The sequence below is a fragment of the Pseudomonas sp. Nvir genome, from assembly GCF_963778085.1.
Taxonomy (GTDB): domain Bacteria; phylum Pseudomonadota; class Gammaproteobacteria; order Pseudomonadales; family Pseudomonadaceae; genus Aquipseudomonas; species Aquipseudomonas juntendi.
On sequence record NZ_OY970405.1, the window covers coordinates 3,483,188 to 3,496,328 of the forward strand.

The following is a 13,141-nucleotide window of genomic DNA, read 5'->3' on the forward strand; positions in this document are numbered from 1 at the left end:
AGGATGTTTTACCCGCACAGGAAAGACTTAGATGCCTCAACGCCATGTCATCAATGCATCCGTCAGCCCCAAAGGCAGCCTGGAGACGCTGTCACAACGTGAAGTGCAGCAACTGAGTGAAGTCGGTACCGGTAGCCTTTACACCTTGTTCCGCCAGTGCGCCCTGGCCATCCTCAACACCGGCGCCCATGTCGACAACGCCAAGACCATCCTCGAGGCTTACCGGGACTTCGAGGTGCGTATCCACCAACAGGACCGTGGCGTGCGCCTGGAGCTGCAGAATGCCCCGGCCGACGCCTTTGTCGATGGCGAGATGATCGCCAGCACCCGCGAAATGCTGTTCAGCGCCCTGCGCGACATTGTCTACACCGAAAGCGAACTGGCCAGCCAGCGCATCGACCTGGAAAGCTCCCAGGGCATCACTGATTACGTGTTCCACCTGCTGCGCAACGCCCGCACCCTGCGCCCGGGTGTGGAGCCGAAGATGGTGGTGTGTTGGGGCGGCCACTCGATCAGCAGCGAGGAATACCAGTACACCAAGAAGGTCGGGCACGAACTGGGGCTGCGCAAGCTGGACGTGTGCACCGGTTGCGGCCCGGGCGTGATGAAGGGCCCGATGAAGGGCGCGACCATTGCCCATGCCAAGCAGCGCATGCATGGCAGCCGCTACCTGGGCCTGACCGAGCCGGGCATCATCGCTGCCGAGGCGCCCAACCCGATTGTCAACGAACTGGTGATCCTGCCGGACATCGAGAAGCGTCTGGAAGCCTTCGTGCGTGTCGGCCACGGCATCATCATCTTCCCCGGTGGCGCCGGTACGGCAGAGGAATTCCTCTACCTGCTGGGTATCCTCATGCACCCGGACAACCACGACCTGCCATTCCCGGTGGTGCTCACCGGCCCACGCAGTGCCGAACCTTACCTGCAGCAGTTGCATGCCTTTGTCGGTGCCACGCTGGGCGAGGCGGCACACCGCTTGTACGAGATCATCATCGACGACCCGGCAGAAGTTGCCCGGCACATGGTCGACGGGCTCAAGGCGGTGAAGCAGTTCCGCCGCGAGCGCAACGATGCCTTCCACTTCAACTGGTTGCTGAAGATTGAGGAGAGCTTCCAGCGCCCCTTCGACCCTACGCATAAGGCCATGGCAGAACTCGACTTGCGCCGCGATCTGCCACCGCACGAACTGGCGGCCAACCTGCGCCGGGCGTTTTCCGGCATCGTGGCCGGCAACGTCAAGGACAAGGGTATCCGCCTGATCGAGGAGCACGGCCCTTATCAGATTCGTGGCGACAGCGCTGTGCTCGATCCACTGGGGCGGTTGCTGCAGGCGTTCGTCGACCAGCACCGGATGAAGTTGCCCGGCGGGGCGGCGTATGTACCGTGCTATCAGGTCGTGACCTGACAGCGCCTTGCGCTAATGCGCGTCAGTCATGCAACTTGGGGCCGCGTTGCGGCCCATCGCCGGCAAGCCAGCCACAGGGATCGCATCAGGGCTGGCAGGTGTTTGTCAGAAGATATGCAGCGCCTGTTAGAGCGAGCGCCGCCCGCGCGGCGCAATCGCGAGCTGCGCTCGCTCCTACGTTTGTTTCGGGCCAATTATTCCTGTGGGATTTGCGCGCGAACGCCTTGGTGCATGCCTCAATATCGCGCCGTACAAACAAGGCGGCCGCGCGCGCCTGTCACAGGCGTTACTGGCCCGAAACAAACGTAGGAGCGAGCGCAGCTCGCGATTGCGCCGCGCGGGCGGCGCTCGATCTCACAGGCGCTGAAGATGCTCCGGCTACCCTTGCCAGAAACCATAGAATCTCCCACAGGGATCGCCTCAGGGCTGACCAAGGCTGAAGCCTCACTGGCCAACCCCCGCCATCGACCGCTCAACAAAACGAATACTGTCCCGCCCACCCCGCTTGGACTGATACAACGCCACATCACCCTGCTCGATCAGTGCCGCCAGACTCGCCGGCGGCTGGTCGAACAGGTTGGCGCCAATACTGAGCGTCACCGCCTCCGGCGTCGGCACCGTCTTGCCCGCATACAGCTGGAACTGTTCCCGCAAGATCCCACCCAGGTCCAACACCCGCTCATTGCTGGTGCCACTGAGCAATATGACAAACTCGTCCCCGCCCAAACGCGCCGCCAGCGAGCGCTCCGGCAGCACCGTACGGATCATCTCGCTCAGGGCGACCAGCAACCGATCCCCGGCAATATGCCCATGCAAGTCATTGACCAGCTTGAAATTGTCGATGTCGATCAGCAGCAATGCACCAGGCTGGTTTGGGCTGACGTCCTTGAAAAAAGGGGCTGCCCGCACTTCCAGGGCCCGCCGGTTGTACAGCGCGGTCAGCGGGTCGCGTGCCGCCAACCGGGCAATCCGCTCCTCGCGTCGGTAACGCACGGTGCCAGTCATCGACAAGGCAATCAGCATGATCGCCATCGCCCCCTCCACCAGCGAAACCTGAATGATCAGCCCGCCAAACGTGGCCAGGTCGATCAAGGTACCCGGTGCAATCGCAATGATTGCCTTGACCACGTAGAACACACCATGGAGCAACAGCACGTAGCGCAGCTGCACCGCGCCAACGCTCAACGACTTGCCATGCGGCCGCAACAGGAAGCTCGCCTTGAGGGTCAGCGCCGCTACCAGCAACGAGTTGACCATCAACATCACCTTCGACCACTGCGGCCCCACGGGCAACAGCAGCAGGGCGAACCAGACCAGCACGATGACCAGCCAGGCCCGTGACAAACGCTCCTGGGTAAAGCGCAGCACACCCCACAAGAAGAACCCATGGGCCACTACCAGCAAGCCATTGGCGAACCAAATGCCGATGAACAGCAAACCGATCCCGCGCAACAAGGCCAGCATGCAACCGACCGTGATGGTGGCGAAGCCTGCGCTCCAGAACAGTAGCGAGGACTCGCGAACACTGCGCCATTCAATTGCCAAATACAGGGCAGCCGCCGCTGCCAGGGCAACCGAAATGGTCAGCATCGTAGGTGGATCTAGCGCCATATACGCTTTGGCCTATCTGGTTAACAAGGAAAAGGGCGCGATTGTATGCGCTTGTGATGACTTTTCAGAGGGGCCCTGGTCGGGAGCCCCTAAATCATAGCTTAACCGCAGGAACGCCTGCGGCAGCACCGATATCATATTGATATCATCGCAGGCTGAATAGCTGACCTGACGATCAGTCAGCTTCCCTTCATGAGGCCCTCGGTCAGGCCCAGGCGACCATTTCCTTGCGCCAGATCGTTGCGCAACCGCGCCGTGCTTCAGCCGGTGTCACAACACCCGCTTGATCAACGGTTCCAGGCGGCTGTAGCGCAAACGCCGCAGGAACCGGCGCACTTCCTTGGGGTGTTCGGCCTTCACCCCCAGGGCCTCCAGCGAGTCGATCGGCGGCGCGAAATGGCGCAACCCGTCGAGCTCCGCTTCACGCGGCGCCAACCATTGCCCATGCGGGTCGTCGATCAGCAAGCCGTTCTCCAGGTCCAGGTTGAACCCCCGCGGGTTCAGGTTGTTGCCGGTCAGCAGCGAATAACGCTGATCGACCCACACCCCCTTGGCATGGAACGTATGCCCCGGGTCGTTCCAGATGCGCACTTGTAGCTGCCCGCCGGCTATCGCCGCCTGGCGGCGCCGAACGAAGGCGCGCAAGGTGTCCTCGTACAGGTAAGGCAACGCGCCACTGGCGCTGAACGGTTCGCCAGGGGGGATATAGAAGTCGTTCGCTGTGCGGTCGCCGACAATCAACTCAACCCGCACCCCACGCGCCAACGCCTGGTCAAGCTCGCGCATCACGACACGTGGCGGGTTGAAATACGGCGTACTGATGATGATCTGCGCCTGCGCCGCCGCCAGTAATGCGCACACGGCCCGGTTCAACCGGTTGCCTCGGCCCACGCCCAGCAGCGGTATGACCCGCAGGCCCTGCCCTGGCTCAGGGGCCGGGGCCTGATAGGCCATGCGCCGCAACCGCGCGCGCAAGCGCCGGATGTCACCGCGCAGGCTACGGGTAGAAGGTGGCGCCGGCAGATCGAGACGCGGCGTGGCGGCCGGATGCAGCAGGCGCTGCACCAGGTCGGCCATGGCGTCCGCCAGTGCCGGTGACTGGAACAGGTGATAGCGGTCCAGGCGGTAGCGATCGAAACGGTGCAGGTACACGTTGTTCAGGCTGGCACCGGTATAGATCACACAGTCGTCGATGATGCTGCCCTTGAGGTGCAACACCCCAAACAGCTCGCGGGTCTGCACCGGCACCCCATGGATGGCGATCTCCAGCCCGTGCAACTGGCGCTGGGCCTGGTACCAGGCCGCATTGCCCGGTTGATGCCCGGCCCCCAGCAGCCCGCGGCGGGCGCGGAACCAGTCGACCACGACGGTGATTTGCAGGCCTGGGCGCGCGGCCTTGGCCTTGTACAAGGCGTCCAGTACTTCCTGGCCTGCCTCGTCTTCCTGCAGGTACAGGGCCACAATGACAATGCGCCGGGTGGCCATGCCGATACGCTCGAGCAGGCAGGCACGGTAGGCCTTGGCATCGGGCAGCACCTGAATCGACTCAGGTGCGATAGCGTAGCCTGGCAGGCTTGCCAGCAAGGTTTCGGGGTTCACTGACAATCACCTTCTCTATGCGATCACTGTCGGCCCTGCCAACGGGCATGGCCATTCCTGGCCGCTGCGCCCTGGGTGTAAGATCGACCCGGCAACGACCTATAACAACAAGCACCACGCGAGGCCCTGTTTTTCACTGCCCCTGACAAACCACGGCTCAGCTTGCACAGGTACAGCGCAATGGTCCACCCCGTTTCTGCAAACCCGCCGCTTTCAAGTGTAAAGCGTTGTTCGGTCAAGACCTTCGGCTTTCTGATTTTGCCCAATTTCACCACGATCGGCCTGGCATCGGCCGTCGAAACCCTGCGCATGGCCAACCTGGCCGCACATCAAACCTTGTTTCGCAGTGTGTTGATTGCGGCGGATGAGGCACCGGTGGTGGCCAGCAACGGCATGCGCGTACTGCCCGACTACAGCATCGCCAACGCCCCTGCCCTGGACACGCTGCTGGTGGTAGGCGCCAACCCGATCGACCGTGGCCGCGGCAACCGCCCGCTGATCGAATGGCTGCGCCACCTGGCACGGCAACACCTGCCCCTGGGCGGTATCTGCACCGGCAGTTACCTGCTGGCCAGGGCCGAGCTGCTCACCGGCTACCGCTGTACCATCCACTGGGAAGACCTGCCAACCCTGCAAGCGCATTTTCCCGGCATTGTCATCTCCAGCCAGCTGTTCGAGCTGGACCGCGACCGTTATACCTGCTCGGGCGGGGTGGCGGCGATGGACATGATGCTGCAACTGGTAGCCCGCGAGCCCGGTGGCCAGGCTATCGCCGCCAAGGCCGCCGAACTGCTGCTGTGTGATCGCGTGCGTGGCGAGCGCGACCGCCAACGGGTGCCGTTGCGCACCCTGCTCGGCAGTGCCCAGCCCAAACTCACCCAGGTGGTGGCGATCATGGAGGCCAACCTCGAGGAACCGCTGACCCTCGAAGAGCTGGCCAGCCTCAACGAGGTGACCGTGCGCCAGCTCGAAAGGCTGTTCCACAAATACCTGCAACGCACCCCCAGCCAGTACTACCTGGAACTGCGCCTGTCACACGCACGGGAGCTGCTGCTGCGCAGCGATGTGCAGGTGCGCGAAGTGGCGCTGGCGTGCGGGTTCAGTTCGCCAGCGCATTTCTCCAAGAGCTACAGCCGGTTCTTCGGGTTGTCACCACTGGGCGAGCGGCGGCAGGCCTCGTTGCACTGACCGGGGTCATGGGCTAGGTCAGGTTCGCACCCTTTGCGCGATGTGGGGGCCAGGTGATTCAATCTTCCAGCGCAGCGTGGGCTGTTTCCCGGCACATCAGCATGGCCACCAGCGCCACCAGTGCCGCTGCCAGCAAGTAACCCGCCGGCGCCAGTTTGCTGCCGGTCACCTGGATCAGCCAAGTGGCAATGAACGGTGCAGTGCCGCCAAACAGCGCATTGGCCGCATTGAAGCTCAAAGCAAAACCGCTGAAGCGCACCCGCGTGGGAAACAGCTCTGCCAGCAGGCACGGCAAGGTCCCGTCGTTCATCGCCAGCATCGCACCGAACAGAATTTGTATCGCCAGGATCACCAGCAGCGGTTGCCCGTCCAGCAGTCTGAACAGCGGCACTGTCAGGCCAAGGAACAACAGCGATGCCACCACCAGCATGGTTTTGCGTCCAAACAGGTCAGACAGCCGCCCCATCAGGAAAACCAGGCCGATATAGGTGGCCAGCGACACCGTCGACGCAATGAATGAATCCCGCTCGCTCATGCCCATTTCAGTGGACAGATAGGTCGGCATGTAGCTGAGCAGCAAATAGAACGCCACCGCGTTCAGGCACGTAACCCCCATGCCGATAGCCAGGCTGCGGCGATGCTGGCCGAGCAGTTCGCGCAAGGGCGCCGGAGCCATGCCGGCCTTGTTTTCCAGGCGCTGCTCCATTTCCAGGAACTTGGGCGTGTCCTGCAAGCTGATGCGGATATAGCGCCCCACCAGGCCAAATGGCGCCGCCAGCAGGAACGGCAGGCGCCAGCCCCAGGTGTGCAAGGCTTCACTGCTGAGCCCTTCATGCAACAGCGCGACGAACGCTGCCCCAAACAACAGGCCCGCCGCGGTACTGGCCGGCACAATGCTGGTGTACAAGCCACGCCGGCCCGGCGGCGCGTACTCGGCCAGGAACGCTGCTGCACCGGCATACTCACCCGAAGCGGAAAACCCCTGCACCAGGCGAATCAACAACAGCAGCGCCGGCGCCCATAGACCGATCTGGGCGTAACCGGGTAGCAAGCCGATGCAGAAGGTGGACAGCGACATGATCAGAATCGACCACGACAGCGCCGTGCGCCGGCCATACCGGTCGCCGAAATGGCCCCAGACGATGCCGCCCAATGGGCGTACCAGAAACGACAGGGCGAACACTGCAAAGGTTGCCAACAGGCTGGTGGCCTTGTCGGCCTGCGGGAAGAAGGTGGCGGCGATGATGGTGGCCAGGTAGCCATAGGCTGCGTAGTCGAACCATTCGACGAAGTTACCCATGAAACTGGCCCGGGCAGCCCTGCGCAGGGCTTGGCGTTCGGCGCTGTGCGAAACGCCAGCGACGGCGGATGGGTCAAGGGTGGTGCTGGACATGACGGGTACCCCATGGTTGTTCTAATTGGAGGCAGGGTGTGGTGGTCATACGGGATATTGTTGTTGTGTGTAGTGGCTTTGGCGCCGACTCACCGGCGCCCACAGGGCGCTGGCGTGCCGGCGCCAAAGCCGGCATCAGTCTTATTTGCGAATGATGTTGTGCTCCGGCCCATACGGGAACCGGGTGATGTTTTCGGCACCGCTGTCGTTGACGATCAGGATGTCATGCTCGCGATAGCCACCGGCCCCAGGCCGCCCTTCGGGCAGCATGATCATCGGCTCGATCGACACCACCATCCCCGGCTCCAGCACTGTGTCGATGTCTTCACGCAGTTCAAGCCCGGCCTCGCGGCCGTAGTAATGGCTCAAGGTGCCGAATGAGTGGCCATAGCCGAAGGTGCGGTATTGCAGCAGGTCATGGCGCAGGAAAATGTCATTCAGTTCACGGGCAATGTCGCTGCAGCGCATGCCTGGGCGCACCAGTTTCAGCCCGGCTTCGTGCACCTCGACGTTGGCCTGCCATAACCGCAGGTGCGCCTCCGGGCAGTGGTCGAGGAACAGCGTACGCTCCAGTGCGGTGTAGTAGCCGGCGATCATCGGGAAGCAGTTGAGGCTCAGGATCTCCCCCTTGCCGACCCGGCGGCTGGTGACCGGGTTGTGTGCACCGTCGGTGTTGAGCCCGGACTGGAACCAGGTCCAGGTGTCCATCAGTTCGGCATCCGGGAAGCGTCGGGCAATTTCGCGCACCATCGCCTGGGTCGCGTGCAGCGCCACCTCGTACTCTGGCACCTGGTCACGCAGTGCCTCCACCACCGCAGCCCCGCCGATATCGGCTACCTGTGCACCGTGGCGGATCAGCGCCTGTTCCTCGGCCGACTTGATCATGCGCATGCGCATGCAGGGCGCGCCGATATCGACCAGTTCCGCTTTCGGATAGCAGGCCGCGAACTTGGCGTGGTTCTGAAGGTTGAGGTGGTCGTACTCCACCCCGATGCGCGAGGCCAGGGGCAACGCCTGCTGGATCGCGACGAAGTAGTTGTCACGTTGCCAGTCGGTGTAGACGATGTTGTCGGTACCGACCGTACGCCGCCACGGTTGCCCGCCATCGATATTGGCGCTGACCGAGACAACCTTGTCCTGGGTAACGACCAGCGCATAGGGGCGGCCGAACGAGCAATAGAGGAAGTCGCTGTAGTAGTTGACGTTGTGGTACGAGGTGAAAATGGCCGCTTCGATGTCGTGTTCCGCCATGTACGCCCGCAGCCGGGCGTGGCGGGCGGCATATTCCTGGGCAGAAAAGGTCGGCTGCACCTTGTTGCCGTTGCGGATTTTCAGGGTCTTGGGCATTTGCATGGTCGGGTTTCCTTGTCGTTGTGAGCACGCTGTTCAGGCCGGCCGCCTGAGAAGCATTGCAACAGAACCGACAAGGGCACTTTTGTATCTATCCGACCTGGAATTGGCGGGATCGCCAATGGCAAAGGGGGCTGCCCAGCAGCCCCCGCAGGTTCCTCACTTCAGGTCAAAACGGTCCAGTTCCATGACCTTCTCCCAGGCGGCAACGAAATCGCGCGCGAACTTGGCGCCGCCATCACTGCTGCCGTACACCTCGCTCAACGCCCGCAATTGCGCATGCGACCCAAACACCAGGTCGACGCGGCTCGCGCTCCATTTCACCTGCCCGCTCTTGCGGTCGCGGCCTTCGAACGCTTCGTTGTCTGCCGAAGTCGGCTTCCACTCCACGCCCATGTCCAGCAGGTTGCGGAAGAAATCGTTGCTCAGGGTGCCAACCTTGTCGGTGAACACGCCCTGTTGACTCCCCGCATGGTTGGCACCCAACACGCGCAGCCCGCCGATCAGTACGGTCATTTCCGGCGCGGTCAAGGTCAACAGCTGCGCCTTGTCCAGCAACAACTTCTCGGCTTTGACGCTGTAGCGGCCCTTGCTGAAATTTCGGAAACCATCCGCCAGCGGCTCCAGCACGGCGAACGATTCCACGTCGGTCTGTGCCTGCGTAGCATCGGCACGGCCCGGGTGAAACGCCACGCTCAGGTCATGACCGGCGTCCTTGGCGGCCTTCTCCACGGCAGCGGCACCGGCCAGCACGATCAAGTCGGCCAGGGAAATGTGCTTGCCGCTGGCAGCGAACTCGGCCTGGATGTGCTCAAGCGCGGCAACGACCTTGCCGGTGCCCTGGTTGGCCACCCAGTCTTTTTGCGGTGCCAGGCGCAGGCGACCACCGTTGGCACCGCCGCGCTTGTCAGAGCCCCGGAAGGTCGATGCTGCAGCCCAGGCCGTGGCCACCAGCTCGCCCACGCTCAGGCCCGTGGCCAGCACCTTGGCCTTGAGCGCGGAAATGTCCTGCTCGCCCGCCAGCGGGTGGTCGACTGGCGGGATCGGGTCTTGCCACAGCAGCTCTTCATTGGGCATTTCCGGGCCCAAGTAGCGCGCCAGCGGGCCCATGTCGCGGTGGATCAGCTTGTACCAGGCGCGGGCGAAAGCATCTGCCAGTTGCTCAGGGTTGTCCTTGAAGCGCTTGGCGATAGGCCCATAGACCGGGTCGAAGCGCAGCGCCAGGTCGGACGTGAGCATCGACGGCGCGTGGCGTTTGGCCGGGTCGTGGGCATCCGGTACGGTGCCCGCGCCTTTGCCTTCTTTCGGTGTCCACTGGTGGGCACCAGCGGGGCTTTTGGTCAGCTCCCACTCGAAGTCGAACAGGTTGTTCAGGTACTCGTTGCTCCACTTCGTCGGCGTCGAAGTCCAGGTCACTTCAAGGCCGCTGGTGATGGTGTCGCCGCCCTTGCCGGTACCCAACCTGTTGGCCCAGCCCAGGCCCTGCAGTTCCAGCCCAGCGGCTTCCGGCTCGGGGCCGACATTGTCGGCCGGGCCGGCACCGTGGGTCTTGCCGAAGGCATGGCCGCCGGCGATCAGCGCCACGGTTTCTTCATCGTTCATGGCCATGCGGCCAAAGGTTTCACGGATGTCCCTGCCCGAGGCGACCGGGTCGGGGTTGCCCTCCGGCCCTTCCGGGTTCACGTAGATCAGGCCCATCTGCACGGCCGCCAGCGGGTTCTCTAGGTTACGCTCGCCACCGAGGTCTCGGCTTTGTTCCTGCGGGTGCTTGGCGGGCTCTGCCACCAGGTCCCCTTGCCCTGGCGGCTGGGCTTTGACCTGCTCCTTGCCATAGCGGGTATCGCCACCCAGCCAGACCTTTTCCGAGCCCCAGTAGACATCTTCGTCCGGCTCCCACACATCGGCGCGGCCGCCAGAGAAGCCGAAGGTCTTGAAGCCCATCGACTCCAGCGCCACATTGCCCGTGAGCACGATCAGGTCGGCCCAGGAAATCTTGTTGCCATACTTTTGCTTGATCGGCCACAGCAGGCGCCGGGCCTTGTCCAGGCTGACGTTGTCTGGCCAGCTGTTGAGCGGTGCGAATCGTTGCTGGCCAGAGCCTGCGCCACCGCGACCATCGGCAATGCGGTAGGTGCCGGCGCTGTGCCAGGCCATGCGGATGAACAGCGGGCCGTAGTGGCCGAAATCGGCCGGCCACCAGTCCTGCGAATCGGTCATCAACGCGGTCAGGTCTTGCTTCAGGGCCTGGAAATCCAAGCTTTTGAAGGCCTTGGCATAGTCGAAGTCCGGGTCCATCGGGTCAGACTTGGACGAGTGCTGGTGCAGGATTCTGAGGTTGAGCTGGTCAGGCCACCAGTCACGGTTGGTGGTGCCGCCACCTGCGGTTTGATGGAACGGGCATTTCGATTCATTCGACATCTGCGGGTACCTTTAGGTCGATTATCCAGATTTCCGGTCTGTGCCAGATGTTCGCTCAGCCGAGCAGGCGCGCGTGCCATGCCTGATCAGGGGTAAACGGGGGCTCGCGAAGCTGTCACAACGGGTGGGTGCGGTCTTGCACAGGCGTGCTGCCCCCACCGGTGCGCGGAATTCGCGGGGCCAGGAGAAAGACTAGCCGAGCCTGAGCGCAGGTCTAATAGAGCGGCTGTTTGGCCGCGATAGGTTGGCTCTTTCAGCGCCGCAGCGTCAGCCACCAAGCCGCCGGCACATCCATACAAGGCACGACGCGGCGGCCCATGCTTCAATACAGCGCAAAACCCTTAGTTCCGGAACCCAAGCCTCATGAACCGCAACGACCTGCGCCGCGTCGACATGAACCTGCTGGTGCTGTTCGAAGCCTTGATGATCGAACGCAACCTCACCCGCGTTGGTGAAAAGCTGTTCATCACCCAGTCCACCGTCAGCGCCGCCCTCGCCCGCCTGCGCGAACTGTTCGACGACCCCCTGCTGATCCGCAGCGGGCGCGCCATGGAGCCCACGCCACGGGCGATGCAGATCTTCGCGGAGCTGGGCCCGGCCATGGATGTAATTTCCGCGGCCATCAGCCGCGCCCGCGAGTTCGACCCGGCCAGCAGTTGCAACGTCTTCCGCCTGGGGCTGTCGGACGATGCCGAGTTCGGCCTGTTTCCGGCCTTGCTGCAGGCCCTGCGTGAAGAAGCGCCGGACATCAGCGTGGTGGTCCGGCGGGCCAACTTTCTGTTGATGCCGGGCTTGCTGGCCAGCGGCGAGATCTCGGTGGGGGTAAGTTACACCACCGACCTGCCGGCAACCGCCAAGCGCCGCAAGCTGCGCGATATCGGCGTGCGGGTGCTGCGCGCCGACGATCGGCCGGGGCCGCTGACACTCGACGAATACTGTGCCCGGCCGCATGTGATGGTATCGTTTTCCGGTGACATGAGCGGCAACATCGACCTCGACCTGGCGCGGATCGGTCGATCCCGCAAAGTGGTGCTGGCCGTGCCGCAGTTCGGCAGCCTGCGCGCCCTGCTGCGCAACACCGAACTGATCGCCACGGTACCTGACTACGCTGCCTGTGCACTGGTCGAAGACAGTTGTCTACGCGCCGACCCTGCACCGTTCGAGATCACCGAGGCCGAGCTGTCGATGGTCTGGAGTGGCGCCCAGGACAACGACCCGGCCGAGCGCTGGCTGCGCGAGCGCATCATGCAGTTCATGGCCAGCCAGCCTTGACGATGGCCAGGCTTACTTGCCCCGCTGCATCCACGCCGCCCCCAGGCCGCTGAGGCAGATCACCGCGATACCCACCAGGCTCAAGGTATCCGGTACCTGGCTGTACACCACCAAGCCAAGCAAGCCGGCGAACACGATCTGGCAATAGCTGAACGGTGCCAGCAACGCGGGTGCCGCATGGCGGAATGCCTGGGTCAGCAACAGGTGCGCGGTCATGCCGAAACCGCCCAGCGCCAACATCAGCAAGGCATGGTCCCAGCGCGGCACTTGCCAGAAGAACGGCACCAGCGCACTCATCGCCAGCGTATTGCACAGCCCCGCATAGAAGTTGCTGGTGGTGGGGCTGTCATGCGCGGCCAGAATACGCGTCAGCAACTGATAGAAGCAGAAGCCCAACGCCGAGCCGAACGGGTACAGAATCGCCGGGGTGAACATGGCCCCACCCGGGTGCACCACCACCAGCACGCCGATGAAACCCAGCACCACCGCCACCCACTGCGCCACGGTAACCCGCTCTTTGAGCAATGGCGCCGACAGTGCGGTGACCAGCACCGGGGCCAGGAAGTTGACCGCCGTTGCCTCGGCCAGCGGCAGGTACTGCAAGCCCGTGGTGAACAGCAGGCTGGTGCTCAGCAGGCTCAGGGCACGCAGGGTCTGCAACAGCGGGCGGCGGGTACGCAGGACGTTCAGGCCGGCCTTGGGCAGGAAAATGCCGGCCATCAGCAGGGTATGCACCACATAGCGCGCCCATACCACCATCACGATCGGGTACAGGCCGCCGAGGAATTTGGACAAGGCATCGTGGCTGGCGAACAGGAACGTCGCAACCACCACCAGGGCGATGCCACGCAAGGGTTTGTTGACGCCGGACAACGGTGTACTGGAACTCATGGCTCTCTCGATGA

9 protein-coding genes are annotated in these 13,141 nt (G+C 63.4%); 3 read left to right on the plus strand and 6 right to left on the minus strand.

Annotated features, from left to right (window positions below; genetic code table 11):
- Positions 1 to 31 precede the first annotated feature (31 nt).
- On the plus strand, positions 32 to 1,405 hold the full coding sequence (gene ppnN / locus AACG97_RS16835) for a nucleotide 5'-monophosphate nucleosidase PpnN (RefSeq protein WP_054913755.1): 1,374 nt from the start codon (positions 32 to 34) through the stop codon (positions 1,403 to 1,405).
- A gap of 444 nt (positions 1,406 to 1,849) precedes the next feature.
- Here ppnN and AACG97_RS16840 read toward each other — a convergent pair whose 3' ends face one another.
- Both AACG97_RS16840 and pssA read right to left on the minus strand, forming a co-directional pair.
- On the minus strand, positions 1,850 to 2,995 hold the full coding sequence (locus AACG97_RS16840) for a GGDEF domain-containing protein (protein ID WP_197885743.1): 1,146 nt from the start codon (positions 2,993 to 2,995) through the stop codon (positions 1,850 to 1,852).
- 291 nt (positions 2,996 to 3,286) lie between these two features.
- Complete coding sequence (pssA, locus tag AACG97_RS16845; RefSeq protein ID WP_144188556.1) at positions 3,287 to 4,615, minus strand: CDP-diacylglycerol--serine O-phosphatidyltransferase; 1,329 nt, start codon at positions 4,613 to 4,615, stop codon at positions 3,287 to 3,289.
- A 180-nt stretch (positions 4,616 to 4,795) separates the two neighbouring features.
- Between pssA and AACG97_RS16850 the strand changes: the two genes are divergently transcribed.
- Positions 4,796 to 5,803 (plus strand): GlxA family transcriptional regulator, encoded by a 1,008-nt coding sequence (locus AACG97_RS16850; RefSeq protein WP_115294224.1) that lies wholly within the window; start codon positions 4,796 to 4,798, stop codon positions 5,801 to 5,803.
- Between the two features lie 58 nt (positions 5,804 to 5,861).
- Here the strand turns inward: AACG97_RS16850 and AACG97_RS16855 are convergent, their stop codons facing one another.
- The 3 genes from AACG97_RS16855 to katG all read right to left on the minus strand — a co-directional run bounded on the left by AACG97_RS16855 (position 5,862) and on the right by katG (position 10,964).
- Positions 5,862 to 7,196 (minus strand): MFS transporter, encoded by a 1,335-nt coding sequence (locus AACG97_RS16855; RefSeq protein WP_115294223.1) that lies wholly within the window; start codon positions 7,194 to 7,196, stop codon positions 5,862 to 5,864.
- Between the two features lie 141 nt (positions 7,197 to 7,337).
- The gene (locus AACG97_RS16860) at positions 7,338 to 8,549 is read right to left on the minus strand and encodes a M24 family metallopeptidase (RefSeq protein ID WP_029886918.1); all 1,212 of its coding nucleotides are present in this window, start codon (positions 8,547 to 8,549) and stop codon (positions 7,338 to 7,340) included.
- A 156-nt stretch (positions 8,550 to 8,705) separates the two neighbouring features.
- Positions 8,706 to 10,964, minus strand: coding sequence for a catalase/peroxidase HPI (gene katG, locus AACG97_RS16865; protein ID WP_009682410.1), 2,259 nt, complete (start codon positions 10,962 to 10,964; stop codon positions 8,706 to 8,708).
- A gap of 363 nt (positions 10,965 to 11,327) precedes the next feature.
- Between katG and AACG97_RS16870 the strand changes: the two genes are divergently transcribed.
- Positions 11,328 to 12,236 carry a LysR family transcriptional regulator gene (locus AACG97_RS16870; RefSeq protein ID WP_009682409.1) on the plus strand — a complete coding sequence of 303 codons (909 nt, stop codon included), beginning with the start codon at positions 11,328 to 11,330 and terminating at the stop codon, positions 12,234 to 12,236.
- Between the two features lie 12 nt (positions 12,237 to 12,248).
- Here AACG97_RS16870 and AACG97_RS16875 read toward each other — a convergent pair whose 3' ends face one another.
- The gene (locus AACG97_RS16875) at positions 12,249 to 13,127 is read right to left on the minus strand and encodes a DMT family transporter (RefSeq protein ID WP_029886916.1); all 879 of its coding nucleotides are present in this window, start codon (positions 13,125 to 13,127) and stop codon (positions 12,249 to 12,251) included.
- Positions 13,128 to 13,141: the final 14 nt, after the last annotated feature.